Genomic DNA, 17,299 nt, shown 5'->3' on the forward strand with positions numbered 1-17,299 from the left:
ATCCCTGACCAACCTACGAATACGAAGCGATCGCGCTTGAGCCAGTCGTCTAGAACGTCAAACCACCCTCTACTGGGCGCACGTCCAACTGCGATGGTCATCGGACTAAAATCCTCTTTTTTTACTAAAATTGCAACGTTTCTAAGGCAATACGGAGAGCCAATGTAACCGGCTGCCATGAGGAATTAACGTTTTTTTTGACAATCTCAATAGCTTAAAAGCGACTGAGATTCTGAGAAGTTGCTGACCTGTGAAATCAGTATTTCTCTTTCTTTATGCCATTACACGTACCATCGGCTAGTAATCTAGCTTGTGGTAACTTAATGATTCTTAACTTATCACACTACTCAGGGTTTTTGCCTGATACACAGAAGCAAATCAGGCATGAAACACGAACCTTATAAATAATATGAATATCAGAAATTTTACAATTTGACACAACTTTTCTCAGAAATGTAAGAAAATTTAGTCTAGATGGACGTAGGTAGGTAACTCATTCCCAAGAGGTCAAAAAGAGGTAGGGGGAAGGGAAGAAAGAATTTTTATCCGCCAGTGAGTAAAGAAATCATATAATGTCCCCCTCACAAATAAATTATATGGGTGGCAGGAGGCAAGAGCGCAGCTGAGTTTTTGTCAACAATGTTTGGTAAAATAATCAAGCAGCAGACCCTCTAAAGTGTTCTTTAGTTGAATGACTAGCCTTCAATTTAGTCAAGTTCTGTCTAGTAGCATTCAGTGTACGAGTATTTCACAGCGAGTATCTCACAGGCAATTGTAGTTCAATGACGACATCAACAACGATTAACAAAGGCGATCGCCTCCTGCATCAAAATGTTCTCGGTTCTCGTCGGTTCAGTAACTACTGGTGGGCAACTATTGTTACCTTGGGAGCAAGCGGCTTTTTACTGGCTGGGATATCCAGCTACTTAAAAGTTAATTTACTCATAGTTTCCGATCCAACTCAACTAGTATTTGTCCCCCAAGGATTGGTGATGGGGTTATATGGTGCTGCTGGCTTGCTATTAGCCACATACCTATGGCTAGTGATTTTATTGGATGTGGGTGGCGGCTACAACGAATTTAATCAGGAAACTGGCACAATCAAAATCTTCCGTTGGGGTTTTCCTGGCAAAAACCGCCGAATTGAGATTGATAGCCGCATAGAAGATGTGCAATCTGTGCGAATAGCTGTCAAAGAAGGTCTTAATCCCCTTCGCGCCCTTTATCTACGCATTAAGGGGCGGCGAGATATTCCCTTAACACGGGTTGGACAACCCTTATCTTTAACAGAGTTAGAAACAGAAGGTGCGAAGTTAGCCCGCTTTTTGGGAGTATCGTTAGAAGGGCTTTAATTAATCGGGCATAGGGAATGAGGCACAGGGGGCAGAGGTGCGGAGGGGCAGAGGGGAAAGACTTACTGTAACTTTTCCCCATTCCCCATTCCCCATTCCCCATTCCCTCTTGAAACGATAAGATACTCTGGTTAAATCAGTAACTGGCAATGCGGTTAAAAATTTCACAATTTTTGCTTTCTTTTGTGCTTATCAGTGCTGTGATGCTTGGAGGATGTTCAACACAGCAGGTAGCTTCTAATACCTCTTCTCCAACCTCGACAGCTACCTCGACTACCCAGACGACTACTGAAGCAACATCTGTATCTCAAACTAGTAGTGAGAGTATTCCTGGAACCACTGGTTTACCACGTCTTGAAGGCAAGGCTACTGTGGTAATAACAGTTAAAGGTTCGCCCATTACTATCGAAGTAGACGGCACTGATGCCCCCATTACAGCTGGTAACTTCGTAGATTTAGTTCAAAAGGGTGTTTACGATGGTTTAGCTTTCCATCGAGTTGTACGCGAACCCCAACCGTTTGTAGTTCAAGGGGGCGATCCCCAAAGCAAAGACCCGAAAGTTCCAGCAGATCAGCTGGGAACCGGTAGCTATATTGACCCAAAAACGGGAAATGCTCGCTATATACCTTTAGAAGTTAAGCCAAAAGGTTCGGATACTCCGCTTTACAACAAACCATTTGATGCTACTGCTCAACCCGTCGTATTGCCCCATAAACAAGGTGCAGTAGCGATGGCGCGATCGCAAGCACCAGATTCGGCTTCTGCTCAGTTTTACTTTGCTTTGGCCGATCTAGCTTTCTTGGATGGTAACTACGCCGTGTTTGGCAATGTCACTCAAGGCTTGGATGTAGTAAACAAAATTCAGCAAGGCGATCGCATTGACTCTGCTAAAGTCACCCAAGGGGCTGAAAATCTGAAAACAGCAGGGCAGTAGGAAGAGAGCAGGGGGAGCAGGGGAGGCAGAGGAAGCAGGGGGAGAATAACTCCTAACTTTTAACTCCTAACTCCTAAATTTAGTGAAAGTTCTTGTCACTGGTATTGGTCTTGTTTCCGCCTTGGGTGGAAGTTTAGAGGATAGTTGGAAAAATCTGATAGCAGGTAAATCTGGAATTAGGTTACATCAGCCATTTCCAGAAATAAAACCACTTCCCCTAGGTTTAATTGCTCAACAACCATCTGAGTTGGCAATGTTAACTCAAATGGTTGTTACTTCTGCTTTGCAAAATGCTGGGTTAGTTGCACCTTTACCTGATTGTGCTGTCGTCATTGGATCGAGTCGCTCTTATCAAGCATCTTGGGAGATGTTGGCGCGGCAAATGTATAAAGATGCGGAAAATTTGCCCGTTTCTGATTTTGGAAATTGGTTAGAGATATTACCTCATATCAATGCGATCGCAGCTGCAAGACAAATCGGTGCAACGGGTATGGTTTTGGCACCGATGGCAGCTTGTGCAACTGGAATTTGGTCTATCGCCCAAGCAACTTTACTTATACAAACTGGGCAATGCCAACAGGCGATCGCAGGTGCAGTGGAAGCACCAATTACACCCCTAACTTTAGCTGGGTTTCAGCAGATGGGTGCTTTGGCAAAAACTGGGGCTTATCCCTTCGATTTGCAGCGGGAAGGGTTAGTTTTGGGCGAAGGCGCAGCTGTGTTTGTTTTAGAATCCGCAGAGTTGGCAAAACAGCGTCAAGCAAAAGTCTATGGTGAAATTCTCGGTTTCGGCTTAACTAACGACGCATATCATAGTAATTCACCGGAACCTGAAGGGAAAAGTGCGATCGCAGCTATCAAACAATGTTTAGAACGTAGTTGTCTATCACCAAGCGATATTGATTACATTCATGCTCATGGTACAGCAACCCAGCTAAATGACCAGATGGAGAGTATGGTAATCCAGCGTTTGTTTCCCCAAGGAGTGGCAGTTAGTTCGACCAAAGGAAGCACAGGTCATACATTAGGAGCATCAGGAGCATTAGGCGTAGCTTTTTCTCTCATGGCATTAAAGCATCAAATATTACCGCCTTGTGTAGGATTGCAGCAGCCAGAATTTGATTTAGAAATCGTTACAGCAGCACGTCTAAGTAAAATTAGGCAGGTTTTATGTTTAAGTTTTGGCTTTGGCGGACAGAATGTAGCGATCGCGTTAGCTAAGTCCCCATAGTACTTTGTACCTACAGCACAATATAAAATATAAAACTGTAACAAAAACTACAAAATTCCTATTTTTCTCAAAAAAAGGATAAGCTAGTTACAGAATGATATCCGGTTCGTAAAGATACCGTGATTAGGAGAAAATTTTATGATTTCAAAATCACTACTACCGCTAGAACCTGCTTCTCCAGCGCATATATGCCCATTTGACCAAGCCTGTAGTTACTTAGAAGCGGCAGCTAAAGAATTAAATTTAAATCAAGGTTTGCTGGAAATCCTCAGCCACCCACGTAAGGTTGTCACAGTTTCCATTCCCGTCAAACTAGATGACGGGGAAATACAGGTTCTCGCTGGACACCGGGTACAGCACTGCGATGTCTTAGGCCCTTACAAAGGCGGAATTCGTTATCATCCGGCTGTGACATTGCGCGAAGTATCGGCTTTGGCAATGCTGATGACCTGGAAATGTGCATTGTTAGGTATTCCTTATGGTGGTGGTAAGGGTGGCATTGCCATAGATCCAAAACGCTACAGTGTTGGCGAATTAGAGCGAATCAGCCGCCGTTATATCAGCGAGTTAATTAAAGATATTGGGCCTTCTGTAGATATTCCTGCGCCAGATATGGGGACTTCAGCCCGTGAGATGGCTTGGATGATGGACACTTACTCTGTGAATGTCGGTAATGCTGTACCAGGGGTTGTGACTGGGAAACCGCTTTCCATTGGTGGTTCATTGGGACGCGAAATGGCAACCGGACGTGGCGTGATGATTACTGTGCGTGAGGCGCTGGCAGATCAAGGTAAATCCTTAGTAGGAGTGCGAGTAGCTATTCAGGGTTTTGGTAATGTAGGTGGTGCTGCTGCTGAATTACTATATGAAGCAGGCGCGAAAATTATCGCTGTTTCAACAGGTGCTGGGGGAATATTTTCCGAAGTTGGTCTTGATATTCCCGCGTTGAAAATCTACGCTGCTGAAAATCGCAAGAGTATTGTAGGTTTCCCGCAATCTGTAGCAATTAGTAATGCAGATTTATTAGCTTTACCTTGCGATGTCTTAATACCAGCAGCCTTAGAAAACCAGATCACTGAAGAAAATGTGAATCAGGTGCAAGCGCAAATTGTTGCAGAAGCAGCTAATGGGCCACTTACTCTTGAGGCTAGCTTGTCTCTAGAGGAACGGGGTGTGATAGTACTACCAGACATCTTAGCGAATGCCGGCGGTGTGGTAGTGAGTTATTTGGAGTGGGTACAGGGTCTTTCTTACGTATTTTGGGATGAGGAGCGAGTTAACCGCGAAATGGAGCATTTGATGGTGCAAGCCTACCGCAAGGTGATTCAGCAGTCTAATAAGCGGCAAATTTCTTTAAGATTAGCAGCTTACACTTTAGGGGTGGGTAGAGTTTCCCAGGCCCTGACTGACAGAGGTCTTTATCCTTAATATTTAGGAAGATACAACATTTTAAATTGAATAGACCAGATTTGTAGGGGTGCAACATTATATTGTGCCCCTACAATTACATCAACTAAAATGAATTTCACAAAAAAGGAGATTTAGTAACCTTCAATCTGATGAATGAAGAAAGCACCACAACCTAAATCAAAATGATAATAATTTTCTCTGAATTGCTTTCATACAAAGGGCGATGCGAGAATTGATATCTTTTCGCTCAACTTCACCGATACCCAATTTTACTTTGAGGTGTTGGATATAATTTTGAACAGCTCTTGTAAATCGAGAACAATTAAATCTGGTGTCTCTATTTGGAGATGTTGTAGTACTTCTTGGGGAGTGTTGGCGATCGCACAAATAGCAGAGGGGTCGAAATTTTATGAGAAAATCACAGTTATTTTGGGCTACCTCCGGGTGATCTTCTACAACGAGAAATATCTGTGGCTTGGCTTTCATATTTTTAACGATTTAAACGAAAACCCATATATAGAAAAGTGCCTAGTTTACCCCCATAGATATCACTTTCCCTATATCCCGGAGAACTTTTATGAAGTTGGAGATATAAACTAGAGTATATAAATGTATGCTTAACAAAAAATAATCAATATGAGCAGCAACCTTTTACAACGCATTACCTATAATCCTGACATTTGCCACGGCAAGCCTTGTATTAGGGGACTTCGTTATCCTGTTGAATTGATACTCGAATTACTTAGCTCTGGCATGACAATTGATGAAATTTTAGCAGATTATGACGATTTAGAACGGGAAGATATTCTCGCATCTCTCCAATTTGCTGTTCGCTTGAGCCAAGTTAAAAGTATATACAAAGTTGCTTCATGAAATTTCTGGTCGATGCTCAATTGCCTGTTCGACTGGCTCGATTCTTAGAATCTGCGGGTTATGATACAATCCATACAAAAGATTTACCTAACAAAAATGCTACCTCAGATACAGAAATAAATGCCGTTTCAATACGGGATAATCGTATAGTAATTACTAAGGATTGTGATTTTTTAAATTCTTTTTTGACAATTCAAGAGCCTTACAAATTACTACTTGTCACTGCAGGTAATATTAATAACTTAGAGTTAGAAGCATTATTCACAGCTAACTTGCAATCCTTGGTGGAATTATTTGATAGTCATTCCTATATTGAAATGACTCGTGATTCAATTATTGCTCACTTGTAAATAAAATAGAGCGATCGCTCTGAGTCTTTGGTTTATTCAAAAAGAGAGATCGCCAACAATGCCTCAACCCTCAACCATGCCGCTTGTGAACGTCCCAAAGGTGGCTATGGCAGTAAGATGATGAGTGCGATCGCCTCTGAACTTCCAGATGGTGCATGGGAAATGTCAGCTTTGCCTGATGGACAAGTGCAAGTCACACTGAGTTGGCGTTTACCCTAAGTCGATTTAGCTAAATTAAAAAAATAGTAGGAGTTCGGCTAGTTTATGGTAAAACCAATAATCCAATCACCAACTCAAACTTTATATGACGAAGATTATTACCTCTGGCTGAGGACAACTATAAACCAACTTCGCGCTGGACAGTTTTCTGCTGTTGATTTAGATAATTTGTTAGAAGAATTAGAAACTATGGGTAGAAGGGAGAAGCGAACAATTGAAAGTTTATTAATTAAGCTTCTTGAACATCTACTAAAACTCAAGTGTTGGGATGAAGAAAGAGAACGCAATCAAGGACATTGGAAAGGGGAAATCAGGACTTTTCGCAGAGAAATTAAAAAATCTCTTAAAGATAGTCCTAGCTTAAAACCTTATATTTTAGAAATATTTGATGAATGTTATCAAGACGCAAGAACAGAAGCAAGCGATCGCTCTCAACTTGCCATTGACATATTTCCTTCTATACCCATTGGCTCTTTAGAACAAATCTTAGATGAAAACTGGTTTCCCGAATATAACCACAATCATCACGGTAAACCCGATTAAAATGAATACGCAACTTGGGTTTCCATAGGAGTATGCAGCCGTGCAGCCGGATTTAATAGGCTTGGAAATTAGCAAAGGAGAACTGAGACGTTTGACTGGATTCGATCCAGAAGACGTTTTTAGACCTTCTGTTCTGCGAGATGGCAAAAAGCGATTAGGATTTTTTATCAATGAAATGCTGGTAACGCTGGCGCTAACCCCAATAATTGTGGGCTTTGTTTATGCGTTTATTATTCTGCCAACAATTGGTTCTTCAATTAGACTCGGAATTCTTTTACTCATTTTAGTGCCAATGCCGATATTAGTAGGGCGATGGCTGTGGCGACAATTAACCTGTCCCGAAGGACTGACAATACTTTTAGATGAAGTTGATAAATATCATGACCTGATTCACGCTATAGATATTAATGACCAATTGGCAGCATCAGGAAACGTAGAAAGCAGTATCCATGACCGAGATAAAGTCACCGCCGCCCTGCAACTGATTAGAGAAGATTTAGTCCGCGCTCTGAAAACAGAACGAATTTTGCGGGATAATAAAAAATTGCTTGCTAATAACCAAGAGTTATTTGTAAATAATTTATCCAGTTTGCAAGCTTTACAAGTTAGTAGTCAAGCAGGCGAATATGCTCAACTGCTAAATCAATCATTGCAAATTGCGATCGATGTGCAAGCAGAAATCAGAAAATTGCACAAAGGCTAAGTGGATGTTTGTCAACCTTGGGCGACTAGAAGTCGCGGCTACACAGACAAAACCTGCCTCCGCAGGTTATAAAACTATTGATTTTGCATTAGTCTACGGAGGTGGACAATGCTTGTGTAGTAGCGACTTCTAGTCGCCTAATACTTTTAAAACATCCTCTCAGTAAAGATTACTTAAATGAGCAACAAACCCAAAATAATTGTCCTGGATGATGACCCTACGGGTTCTCAAACAGTCCACAGCTGCTTGCTGCTAATGCACTGGGATGTGGACACTTTACGCAGTGGGTTACAGGACGATTCGCCGATTTTCTTTGTACTGACTAACACTAGATCGCTAACGCCAGAGTCAGCTACATCTGTCACCAAAGAAGTTTGCCAAAATCTGAAAATCGCTTTGAATGCTGAAGGAATTGACGATTTTTTGATTGTCAGCCGTTCTGATTCTACTTTGCGGGGGCATTATCCCATCGAAACTGATGCGATCGCACAAGAACTCGGCCCTTTTGACGCTCATTTTCTTGTCCCAGCTTTTTTTGAAGGTGGGCGTATCACCCGCGACAGCGTGCATTACTTGATGATTGCTGGTGTCCCCACTCCAGTGCATGAAACCGAATTTGCCCGTGATTCAGTCTTTAGCTACCATCACAGTTACTTACCCAAGTATGTTGAAGAAAAGACTCAAGGACGAATTAGTGCTGAAGCTGTAGAAAGGTTTCTCTTAGCTGATATTCGCGCTGGTAGTTTGGAACGCTTGTTACAACTTAGTGGTAATCAGTGCGCTGTCGTCGATGGTGAAACTCAAGATGATCTCAACCGCTTTGCAGTAGATATATTAGCAGCAGCAAGTCAAGGGAAACGCTTTCTGTTTCGTAGTGGTGCAAGTATTTTAACGGCTTTAGCCGCTTTACCACCCCAACCCATTGCTGCCGAAAACATGGCGCAATACGTGCGCCAAGGCAAACCAGGTGCAGTAATTGTTGGTTCTCATGTGAAAAAGACCACTCAGCAGTTAGAGGCGCTATTGCAAATAGAGGGAACAGTGGGAATTGAAGTAAATGTGGCGCGATTACTTGATGATGCAAATCAATCTGCGGTTCTGCTAACTGAAATCAAAGAAAGTACACAGGCGGCACACGAAGTGGGTAAAACACCAGTAGTTTATACTAGCCGTCAGGAACTGAGTTTTAAAGATGTCAACACCCGATTGGAGTTTGGGACAAAAGTTTCAAGTTTATTGATGGATATTGTGCGGGGTTTACCATCCGATATAGGATTCTTAATCAGCAAGGGTGGAATTACCTCAAACGATGTCTTGAGTACTGGGCTAACCTTAACTTCAGCCCGCTTACTCGGTCAAATTTTAGCTGGTTGTTCAATGGTGTTAACCCCATCCGATCATCCCCAGTTTCCTAATTTGCCTGTGGTGCTGTTTCCAGGTAACGTTGGTGATGCTGATGCCTTGGGGACAGTTTATCAGAGGTTGACTAAACAATCTTGAGTGTTGCGTGAAGATGATTCCAAACTACTCCCTTTCTGCTAAAAGATAATTTTTGACGTAGATGCGGCTAAGGGAGTACCCACAGGGTATCGCAATGAACGCAAAGTGAAGATACAAGTAATCTTATGGCGGAAAGGGAGTAATCTATGCTCCGCACTTTCTGGTCTGATCATGTTGTTAGATTTTCCAACTGATCTAATATTGGTAATGATTCGGAGTGTCCCTTGTCTTTTGGCTAGTACTGCATGACTTCTGATTCTGCAATTCCCAATCTAAAGTCAAATTCTGCACTTCCTAATGCAGAATTAAACTCTATCCTTTCGGAGGTAGAGGTAAATCCTACTGTTTCTGATGTAGAGTCAGATCCTATCCCCCCTGATGCGGAGTTAAGATCCGTCCTCCTTTATTTAAAATCAAATACTATCGTTGGGGATCTAGAGTCTAATCCTGCTAACCCAGACTTAGAGTCTAATTCTCCTAACTCAGATGTAGAGCCAAATCCTGCTAACCCAGATGTAGAATCTAAGACTGATGTCGCATCAGATTTTATCTTGACTGATTCAAATCCCAATGAGTCAGCAATATCAGGGTATCGCGTAAATGATAATACTCAAGTCCAGTTAAGAAGTAAGGAGGGACGACTGTTATTAATTTTGCCCCCGGAATCTCAAGTATCTGCCTCAGAACTCAGTTGGTCTGATATTTGGCAACAAATCAGGCAACGTTTGAATGCAGGCGATCGCTTCCGTGTATCTAATACACCTGTACATCTAATGGCACAAGACCGCTTAGTAGATGCCAGGCAACTCCAAGAACTCGCCGAGGCTTTAAGTGAAGTCCAACTGCGACTAATGTCTGTCTCAACGAGTCGCCGACAAACTGCGATCGCAGCCGTCACATCTGGGTATTCTGTAGAACAATTGCAGCCTGTAACTTCCCTGAATACAGGGTCAGAATCTACAGCTACACCCCAGGCAGATGCCCTCTATCTAGAAACAACAGTCCGCTCTGGAGTAGAAATTCGTCATCCTGGTACAGTAATTATCTTGGGAGATGTAAACCCAGGTGGTATTGTAATTGCAGATGGAGATATTATCATCTGGGGTCGTCTACGTGGAATTGCTCATGCTGGGGCCGGAGGCAATCGTGAGTGTCTGATAATGGCTTTGCAAATGGAACCTACCCAATTGCGGATCGCAGATGCTGTAGCTAGGGCACCAGAAAAATTACCGACGCAATTTTCTCCAGAAGTGGCACATATTATGCCCCAAGGGATTCGCATCGCTAGGGCTAGTGATTTTTCTAGAAACCAATTTACTAAAAGCAATCAGTAGCCCTGAATATTTACTGAAAAGATGAAGAATATGAAGGATGAAACATAGCGGTTTTCATGTAGATGGAATACACTACTCTAATGCCTTTCCCCTAGCAAAGTGTATTTAACACGACTGAGCAAAGACGCGGATCGGCTTGTCATAAGACATCGCAATAAAAAAATATTCATCCTCGCCCTAATCAGGGAGACCAGATATTTCTTCATACTTGATACGATACTTCATACTTTATACTGCAATTTACGGTTTTATATTTCCTGAACCCTCATTGACCGCATTTCTATCATGACTCGCATTATAGTGATTACCTCCGGTAAAGGAGGAGTGGGTAAAACCACAGTTTCAGCAAATCTGGGCATGGCTTTAGCCAAAATGGGTCGTCAAGTTGCCTTGGTTGATGCGGATTTTGGTCTGAGAAATTTGGATTTGCTGCTAGGGCTGGAGAACCGCATTGTCTATACTGCGGTGGAAGTCTTGGCCAGAGAGTGTCGCTTAGAACAAGCCTTGGTGAAAGATAAACGCCAACCCAATCTTGTACTCCTACCGGCAGCCCAAAATCGCTCCAAAGATGCAGTCACACCGGAACAGATGAAGTTACTGGTCAATGCCCTAGCGCAAAAATATCAGTACGTGATCATTGATAGCCCCGCCGGCATTGAAAATGGGTTTAAAAATGCGATCGGCCCGGCCAAAGAAGCGCTAGTTGTCAGCACGCCAGAAATTTCCTCAGTTCGTGATGCCGACCGGGTAGTGGGGTTACTTGAAGCACAAGGTATCAAGCGTGTTCATTTAATAATTAACCGCATCAGACCCGCAATGGTGCAGGCAAATGATATGATGTCAGTGCAAGATGTTCAGGAACTTCTCGCCATTCCCCTGATCGGGGTAATCCCTGACGACGAGCGTGTTATTGTATCTACCAATCGCGGCGAACCCTTAGTGTTAGCGGAAAATCCCTCTTTAGCCGCCACAGCCTTTGAGAACATTGCTCGTAGATTAGAAGGAGAAAGTGTCGAATTTCTGGAGATCGACTCATCCCAAGACAGCATCTTCGCCCGTCTACGAAGGTTGTTGTGGACAAAGATTGTTTAACTTACTTTTCTAGTCTCCGCGCCAGACCTATTCGTAATGATTGAACTTCTAGAAAAACTTTTTTCTCGCGGCCCTGATAGCAGTCGAACTCAAGTTAAACGTCGCCTGCAATTGGTGATTGCTCACGATCGCGCTGATTTAGATCCTCAAACGTTGGAAAAAATGCGGAAAGAAATCCTAGATGTAGTCTGTCGCTATGTCGAAATTGAGACAGAGGGCTTGGAGTTCTCCTTAGAAAGCAACCAACGAACAACAGCTTTAATTGCTAATTTGCCCATCCGCCGGGTAAAAGGGGCCATACCTGAATGGGAAAGGGGTGATAAATAAGTTTTAATAGTTTTAGTCTTAAATATTTTTATTGCAATAGTAATGAGTTGTCCCAAGTTTTAGATTAAATAAACTCCTATATTGACATATTTTGTGGGTGTCAATATAGGAGTTTTGAGTATAGAAAGTACCCAAAAAAAATCTCCCGTTGTCCATCGGTGACGATAACGGGAGTAGATAAATTATTCTATAAACTATCGGTAAGCCACTTGTGGCCCTGCCCAAATCTCTGTAACCTTTTTACCAAAAGTAATCGGCTGATCTTCATCTGTTGTGGGTACAGTCTTGCCATCATTAGCAACTTGCATTAGTGGCCAGTTTTCATCACCCAATTCACCTGCACGGAATAGTACATGATCTGGTTGCTTTTTACTCCAACCTAACAAGACGGCGATTTTCTCATGCTCATCTTGCTCATTAGCAGGAGCAACTATATTAGCGTGATTTTTTTGCCGATCCCAAATCACTGCACTATCAGTAGAATCGCCTGTGTTAAATATCCCTTCAAACTTGCGTGCTAAAAAGCGATCGCCTTTTTCCGACCAGCTAACCGGAACTAATACCCCAATTTGACCGTTTGGATTAACCTCTTCTGACGAAGAACCCTTTAGAGCTTTTACTTTTAATAAAGGATCGCTAACTGGAGTAGTTGAAGCCATTACCCACAACTTCTTCGTGTGCATATCTTGGACAAACAGAACGCTAGTAACACGGCTGTTGTACATTTCGGGTTTTACTTCTAGTTGCACGCGACTATAAACAGCATATTTACCATCTGGAGAAACCACGGGTACGCTACGGTAGTGACGAATTCCAGAACCACCGTTGGAGCCAATTGCTTCTTGAGTCGCTGTAATCCACTTCCAAGGAATAGGATGAGGACTACCTATGGGATCTATTTGTTCAGCTTGAGACTCATTACGTGGTTCAGAAACAGGTATTTCTGTTGCTGTAGTTGGTTGTGACTCTCTAAGAATTGGCGCTACTTGAGTTGCTGTCAATGATTTAGTAAAAGACTTTTCTCTAGAGAGAGATTTTTCTTGTCCTTTCAAAGACTTGATATTAGCAGCTTTGAGTTTTTGTACTAGATTAAGTTGACTAATAGGAACATCTGTTAATGGTGCAAGTTCAACTGCTGCCAAAGTATCAGGAACAGTTAAATCGTTGTTTAACCCATAACTATCTGCTTGAGCAAAAGACTCAATTTTATCTGATGGTAATACTTGCGGTTCCTGGACAGCAGGATTTTGTGTGGGTACAGAGTCAAATTTTTCTGTTAAAGAATAGATTTGATCTGTTTTTGATATTTCAGCTATCTCAGGTTCCCCAACTACAGCTATTTCCTTTGATACAGAGTCAGAATCTCCAGTCTTCGAAGTTAGTTTAGCTACTTCGGATTTTACAGGGAACGAGTGAGCCGATGCCCCTAGCAAGGGTGCGATCAGTATCACAACGACAACGTAATTGAGAAATGGTTGCGCGCGGAACCATCCTGACAGCAAAAGGGGTTTAAGCATTTGTAGACTCTCTAGAGGGGCGGTTGCTATGTGAGAAGCAATACCTATGCAGCAATGGGGCAGGCAGTAATTATATGTATAACAAGAAACTAAAAACTTTGACGAGATATTTCCTTCAAAGTTTGCTGAGTTTTACAAAAATTAAGTATCATTGTCTACACCTTTTATTACTCAGGTACTGAATGTTTTTTGGCAAAAGTATGCGAGTATAGTAAATACGCTGAGAACTCAGTAATTACTACACGATCTATAATCCTGCTGTTGATATACCCGACAATACCAAAAGAGATATTAGTCAAGGCGTATTCAAGTTATAGTTGAGGCGATAACGCTGGCAAAAAAAAATGAGATAACTTAAGCTATTGGGGATCGTACTAGTTGTAGCTAGTACACAATCAACAAGTCAGGTTACACACTAGATATAACAGCGCAAACCCTCATAATGGTAAACGTGAGGTGTTACGTGAAAAGCGGTGGAAGCAGACGCATAATAAATCATACTCAGAAAATACTGCTGTCAGCAACCCAAATTTATAAATTGCAATCTCAACTACAAAATAGCTAGAAGACACAATAGTTTTTTACAAACCCAACTGTATTTAATGCCAATTCGGGGTAAACGTCCGGGAACACAACAAAACTAACTTGGTAGATGCTCTAGCGGCTCGTGACGAGACACCACTAAACGATGAGGGTTTCCTAAAGGCAATGCAGCTTATACTAGCTGTTACACTTGTCAAGTTAACTATGTAAGTTAATCAAACAGCCTTTTGGTTTCACTCGATACGAAAATATTGTACCACCAAACAGCCGATATTATTTACCATTAACTAATGACTTACGATTAACAAATAATTATTAATGAAAATTGTATTTTTTGGTACACCACAGTTTGCTGTACCCACGTTGGAAAAGTTATTGAATCATTCAAAATTTGACGTGTTGGCAGTTGTCACTCAACCAGATAAACGCCGTGAACGGGGAAATAAACTTACTCCAACACCCGTCAAGGCGATCGCCACTGCCCACAGCTTACCAGTATGGCAACCAGAGAAAGTAAAAAAAGATACTAACACTTTAACCAAGCTCAAAGAATTAGACGCAGATGTGTTTGTTGTTGTCGCTTATGGGCAGATTTTATCGTCAAAAATCTTAAGGATGCCAAAGTTAGGCTGTATTAATGTGCATGGCTCGATTTTACCTAAATATCGGGGTGCAGCGCCGATCCAGTGGTGTTTGTATAACGGTGAGAAGGAAACGGGGATCACAACCATGTTAATGGATGTGGGGATGGATACCGGGCCAATGCTAGAAATAGCCACTACACCCATTGGATTACTGGATAATACTCAAGATTTAGCCGAAAGACTAGCTGCGATCGGTGGGGATTTGTTAGTGGAAACTCTGTTGAAGTTGGAACGCCAGGAAATTCAACCAATACCCCAAGATAATTTGTCAGCTACTTATGCACCTCTGATTCAAAAAGAAGATTATGGTTTGGATTGGTCAAAAAGCGCGATCCAATTACACAATCAAATTAGAGGCTTTTATCCCAACTGCACGGCTACTTTTCGTAACAACTTGTTGAAAATCACCGCTTCGGCTCCCCTTGGTTCTGTAGGCGATCGCATCCCACCAGAACTACAAGAATTAATTCCTAAATTGCCTGATTTGTCAAATGTATCAGACAAACCGGGAGTTGTAGTGAACATTACCAAAGGCATTGGAGCGATCGTCCAAACTGGGGAAGGTTTATTGCTGTTGCGAGAGGTTCAGCTAGCTGGGAAACGTCCCCAGTCGGGATGGGATTTTGTTAATGGTACCCGCTTAACTGTGGGAGAAGTTTTTGGTGCGGGTCGTTGAGGGACAATAACTCTTAACTCCTGTACAGACGCGATTAATCGTGTCTCTCCTAGCTCTTAACTTCTAACTTTTCATAAAAGCGGCAAGATTCGCAAGGGCCATCTGGGTTGACTGCACAGCGAATGAGTTCTGAATGAGCATTGTAGGAGCAGGTGGCATCGCCAACTACCCAACGTCCACCTACCAAACTTTTTTCAGATGGTCGTTTAGCCGACTGCACGTAAATAGCAATATTATGTAAACGGTAGCGCCCAGCTTTGAGTTGGTATTTATGGCGGCGTTCTAAAACCGCATAAGTTTTACCTTCAAAATCAAGATAATTTCCGGGTTGGGGTGTCCAATCAAGTTGCACTTTACCGAGTGACTCACGCGGATGCGTCAGAATCACCTCGGTTTGTAAAGAGTCTGGCTCCATAAGCTTATGTGATTTGATTTACATTAGAAGAATGGTATAGCATAGCTTTCTTTAGCTTACCGAATTTACGATTACAATTAATGATTACCTTTTCGTGCCCCTACGGATTAAGGCAACCAAAAGTCAGGTAGGATAGATTTGCCCAAGTCACGTAGAGTTTGGTTGAGCGATCGCGCCACTTGGATATGTGCTTCATCCTCTTCTACAGCTAAAATCTCGGCTGGCTGACCTTCTCCTAAATAAGAGACCACCAAATTCGCCGCCTCCAAACCAGTAACATAAGCCTTTTCTTGTGACCAGGAACCATGACGGTTCACAATCCAATCCCCACTCATAAACACATTCTCAAAACTTGTCTTCGCGGACAACATATAACGATAGCTACCAGGTGCAAAGTGAGTCACCGCCTGAGATAGCCGAATTACACTGCTATCAACGATCTTTGCCTCCCGAAAGGCAGGTACACAAGTTGCTAAATAACCCTGAACTATTGCTAAAATCTCCGCATCACTCAAACTGAGAAACTGATTCGCGTGATAAAAATCAGCTTCAATCACCGTTGGCTCATCTCGATATTCATCATGTAAGGCATTCAAATCAAAAAACGTCCAACCTGTACTTGCGTCGAATCCAAAACAAGCATTAGAAGGACGGGGAATATCAATTTTGCGGTCAAACCATAGCCGCGTTGCTAAAACATCAATCCCTCCTAAATTGCTCAAATTACGGAACTCTTCATGACTTTGTAAACTAGGGCTAGTTGAGACAATTTTCTTCATCCCTGTGATCCCAACTGCAAAAATCACGGCATCTGCCTCAATTACTTCATCACCGCAAACCACACCTTTCGCCCGATAATTACTATCAACAATTAAGTCTGTAACTCGGCGCTTGGGTAGCACTCGCGCACCAGCTTTTTCAATCTGTTCCACCCAAGGACGAAATATCTTTTCTCCAACAGTTCCCCGACACCAAACTACATCAAAATCAGGTTGATGAGCCAGAATAAAAAAGTAAAGCATCCCTAAAGTTGCTGCGGCCGAACATTGTTCACCAGGGGCAAACAAGCCCACTAATAACATTGGTTCAAAAGCCTCGCGGTAAAGTCGTGCAGAAACATTAAAGTTTTTGAACAATTCCCTAGCAGTTACAAAGTCATAGCGCCGCCAAGCATCATCAGAATTGTCAAAATCAACAACAGCATAAAGTAAAGGCAGGGCGCTCAGACGGTCAATTAGTGGCAATCGTTTAAACTGAGTATATAGAAAAGTTCCTAGTGGGGATGGGAGTCGCGGTAAGTCCTGAAAAATCGGTGATTCAACTTCCAAGCCTGCTGGTGAATATTGCGAAGAACGAGTCCAAGTAGTAAAAGGATTAATTTCTAATTGATTAATTAAAGAAAAAATATTTTTGTAAGGATACCAAAAGCCATGAATACCAGCTTCAACAGATTTTCCGGCGGCTGTTTGCCAACCTGCCACCAATCCACCTGGATAGGGACCTGCTTCTAGAAGGGTCACATCATAGCCTTGTTTTGCCAAATGGTAGGTTGCTCCTAAACCAGCCCAACCAGCACCTACAACTACCACCCGTTTTTTTTGTGATCCTTCTACCATCCCAGCCTCCGATTGTTGC

The 17,299-nt window shown here is 42.4% G+C and carries 18 protein-coding genes; 14 read left to right on the plus strand and 4 right to left on the minus strand.

The genetic code is table 11. The annotated features are described in order from the left end of the window. Window positions 1–782: 782 nt before the first annotated feature. The 4 genes from H6G86_RS13520 (at window position 783) to H6G86_RS13535 (ending at window position 4,946) form a co-directional block, all read left to right on the plus strand. The gene (locus H6G86_RS13520; RefSeq protein WP_114081711.1) at window positions 783–1,352 is read left to right on the plus strand and encodes a photosystem I assembly protein Ycf4; all 570 of its coding nucleotides are present in this window, start codon (window positions 783–785) and stop codon (window positions 1,350–1,352) included. A 149-nt stretch (window positions 1,353–1,501) separates the two neighbouring features. Then, window positions 1,502–2,287 (plus strand): peptidylprolyl isomerase, encoded by a 786-nt coding sequence (locus H6G86_RS13525; protein ID WP_190934758.1) that lies wholly within the window; start codon window positions 1,502–1,504, stop codon window positions 2,285–2,287. Window positions 2,288–2,369: 82 nt separating this feature from the next. Continuing rightward, window positions 2,370–3,518: a beta-ketoacyl-ACP synthase gene (locus tag H6G86_RS13530; protein ID WP_190934759.1), complete on the plus strand. Its 1,149-nt coding sequence runs from the start codon at window positions 2,370–2,372 to the stop codon at window positions 3,516–3,518. A gap of 138 nt (window positions 3,519–3,656) precedes the next feature. Further along, a complete protein-coding gene (locus H6G86_RS13535) occupies window positions 3,657–4,946 on the plus strand; it encodes a Glu/Leu/Phe/Val family dehydrogenase (protein ID WP_190934760.1) in 1,290 nt (429 codons plus the stop codon). A 159-nt stretch (window positions 4,947–5,105) separates the two neighbouring features. Here the strand turns inward: H6G86_RS13535 and H6G86_RS13540 are convergent, their stop codons facing one another. Further along, window positions 5,106–5,414 carry a hypothetical protein gene (locus tag H6G86_RS13540; protein WP_190934761.1) on the minus strand — a complete coding sequence of 103 codons (309 nt, stop codon included), beginning with the start codon at window positions 5,412–5,414 and terminating at the stop codon, window positions 5,106–5,108. A 150-nt stretch (window positions 5,415–5,564) separates the two neighbouring features. Here H6G86_RS13540 and H6G86_RS13545 point away from each other — a divergent pair, with 150 nt between their 5' ends. The 9 genes from H6G86_RS13545 (at window position 5,565) to minE (ending at window position 11,869) form a co-directional block, all read left to right on the plus strand. Beyond that, on the plus strand, window positions 5,565–5,801 hold the full coding sequence (locus H6G86_RS13545; protein WP_190934762.1) for a DUF433 domain-containing protein: 237 nt from the start codon (window positions 5,565–5,567) through the stop codon (window positions 5,799–5,801). Next, window positions 5,798–6,151 carry a DUF5615 family PIN-like protein gene (locus tag H6G86_RS13550; protein WP_190934763.1) on the plus strand — a complete coding sequence of 118 codons (354 nt, stop codon included), beginning with the start codon at window positions 5,798–5,800 and terminating at the stop codon, window positions 6,149–6,151. Before H6G86_RS13545 ends, H6G86_RS13550 begins: the two co-directional genes overlap by 4 nt. Window positions 6,152–6,178: 27 nt before the next feature. Beyond that, a complete protein-coding gene (locus H6G86_RS13555; protein WP_190934764.1) occupies window positions 6,179–6,370 on the plus strand; it encodes a hypothetical protein in 192 nt (63 codons plus the stop codon). Between the two features lie 45 nt (window positions 6,371–6,415). Further along, window positions 6,416–6,913, plus strand: a complete 498-nt coding sequence (locus H6G86_RS13560; RefSeq protein WP_190934765.1) for a DUF29 domain-containing protein — start codon at window positions 6,416–6,418, stop codon at window positions 6,911–6,913. 40 nt (window positions 6,914–6,953) lie between these two features. Then, the gene (locus H6G86_RS13565; RefSeq protein ID WP_190934766.1) at window positions 6,954–7,616 is read left to right on the plus strand and encodes a hypothetical protein; all 663 of its coding nucleotides are present in this window, start codon (window positions 6,954–6,956) and stop codon (window positions 7,614–7,616) included. Between the two features lie 177 nt (window positions 7,617–7,793). Further along, on the plus strand, window positions 7,794–9,116 hold the full coding sequence (locus H6G86_RS13570; RefSeq protein WP_190934767.1) for a four-carbon acid sugar kinase family protein: 1,323 nt from the start codon (window positions 7,794–7,796) through the stop codon (window positions 9,114–9,116). Window positions 9,117–9,361: 245 nt separating this feature from the next. Then, window positions 9,362–10,450 (plus strand): septum site-determining protein MinC, encoded by a 1,089-nt coding sequence (minC, locus tag H6G86_RS13575; RefSeq protein ID WP_190934768.1) that lies wholly within the window; start codon window positions 9,362–9,364, stop codon window positions 10,448–10,450. Between the two features lie 285 nt (window positions 10,451–10,735). Beyond that, complete coding sequence (gene minD / locus H6G86_RS13580; RefSeq protein WP_012410009.1) at window positions 10,736–11,542, plus strand: septum site-determining protein MinD; 807 nt, start codon at window positions 10,736–10,738, stop codon at window positions 11,540–11,542. A 36-nt stretch (window positions 11,543–11,578) separates the two neighbouring features. Further along, window positions 11,579–11,869, plus strand: coding sequence for a cell division topological specificity factor MinE (minE, locus tag H6G86_RS13585; protein WP_012410010.1), 291 nt, complete (start codon window positions 11,579–11,581; stop codon window positions 11,867–11,869). A gap of 194 nt (window positions 11,870–12,063) precedes the next feature. Here the strand turns inward: minE and H6G86_RS13590 are convergent, their stop codons facing one another. After that, on the minus strand, window positions 12,064–13,386 hold the full coding sequence (locus tag H6G86_RS13590; protein WP_190934769.1) for a hypothetical protein: 1,323 nt from the start codon (window positions 13,384–13,386) through the stop codon (window positions 12,064–12,066). An 861-nt stretch (window positions 13,387–14,247) separates the two neighbouring features. Between H6G86_RS13590 and fmt the strand changes: the two genes are divergently transcribed. After that, window positions 14,248–15,249 (plus strand): methionyl-tRNA formyltransferase, encoded by a 1,002-nt coding sequence (gene fmt / locus H6G86_RS13595; RefSeq protein WP_190934770.1) that lies wholly within the window; start codon window positions 14,248–14,250, stop codon window positions 15,247–15,249. Between the two features lie 49 nt (window positions 15,250–15,298). On the opposite strand, the gene H6G86_RS13600 is transcribed toward fmt, so the two are convergent. Continuing rightward, window positions 15,299–15,664 carry a DUF6464 family protein gene (locus H6G86_RS13600; protein ID WP_114081723.1) on the minus strand — a complete coding sequence of 122 codons (366 nt, stop codon included), beginning with the start codon at window positions 15,662–15,664 and terminating at the stop codon, window positions 15,299–15,301. Window positions 15,665–15,771: 107 nt separating this feature from the next. After that, window positions 15,772–17,280 (minus strand): hydroxysqualene dehydroxylase, encoded by a 1,509-nt coding sequence (locus H6G86_RS13605; RefSeq protein ID WP_190934771.1) that lies wholly within the window; start codon window positions 17,278–17,280, stop codon window positions 15,772–15,774. Window positions 17,281–17,299: the final 19 nt, after the last annotated feature.

The organism is Nostoc sp. FACHB-133, from assembly GCF_014698055.1.
Classification (GTDB): domain Bacteria; phylum Cyanobacteriota; class Cyanobacteriia; order Cyanobacteriales; family Nostocaceae; genus Nostoc.

Excerpts from the sequence above, each read along its gene's own strand:
- H6G86_RS13605 (WP_190934771.1), bottom strand. The coding sequence starts at position 17,280 with ATGGTAGAAGGATCACAAAAAAAACGGGTGGTAGTTGTAGGTGCTGGT.
- fmt (WP_190934770.1), top strand. The coding sequence starts at position 14,248 with ATGAAAATTGTATTTTTTGGTACACCACAGTTTGCTGTACCCACGTTG.
- H6G86_RS13550 (WP_190934763.1), top strand. The coding sequence starts at position 5,798 with ATGAAATTTCTGGTCGATGCTCAATTGCCTGTTCGACTGGCTCGATTC.
- minE (WP_012410010.1), top strand. The coding sequence starts at position 11,579 with ATGATTGAACTTCTAGAAAAACTTTTTTCTCGCGGCCCTGATAGCAGT.
- H6G86_RS13600 (WP_114081723.1), bottom strand. The coding sequence starts at position 15,664 with ATGGAGCCAGACTCTTTACAAACCGAGGTGATTCTGACGCATCCGCGT.
- minD (WP_012410009.1), top strand. The coding sequence starts at position 10,736 with ATGACTCGCATTATAGTGATTACCTCCGGTAAAGGAGGAGTGGGTAAA.
- H6G86_RS13570 (WP_190934767.1), top strand. The coding sequence starts at position 7,794 with ATGAGCAACAAACCCAAAATAATTGTCCTGGATGATGACCCTACGGGT.
- H6G86_RS13535 (WP_190934760.1), top strand. The coding sequence starts at position 3,657 with ATGATTTCAAAATCACTACTACCGCTAGAACCTGCTTCTCCAGCGCAT.
- H6G86_RS13590 (WP_190934769.1), bottom strand. The coding sequence starts at position 13,386 with ATGCTTAAACCCCTTTTGCTGTCAGGATGGTTCCGCGCGCAACCATTT.
- H6G86_RS13520 (WP_114081711.1), top strand. The coding sequence starts at position 783 with ATGACGACATCAACAACGATTAACAAAGGCGATCGCCTCCTGCATCAA.
- H6G86_RS13560 (WP_190934765.1), top strand. The coding sequence starts at position 6,416 with ATGGTAAAACCAATAATCCAATCACCAACTCAAACTTTATATGACGAA.
- H6G86_RS13540 (WP_190934761.1), bottom strand. The coding sequence starts at position 5,414 with ATGAAAGCCAAGCCACAGATATTTCTCGTTGTAGAAGATCACCCGGAG.
- minC (WP_190934768.1), top strand. The coding sequence starts at position 9,362 with ATGACTTCTGATTCTGCAATTCCCAATCTAAAGTCAAATTCTGCACTT.
- H6G86_RS13525 (WP_190934758.1), top strand. The coding sequence starts at position 1,502 with ATGCGGTTAAAAATTTCACAATTTTTGCTTTCTTTTGTGCTTATCAGT.
- H6G86_RS13545 (WP_190934762.1), top strand. The coding sequence starts at position 5,565 with ATGAGCAGCAACCTTTTACAACGCATTACCTATAATCCTGACATTTGC.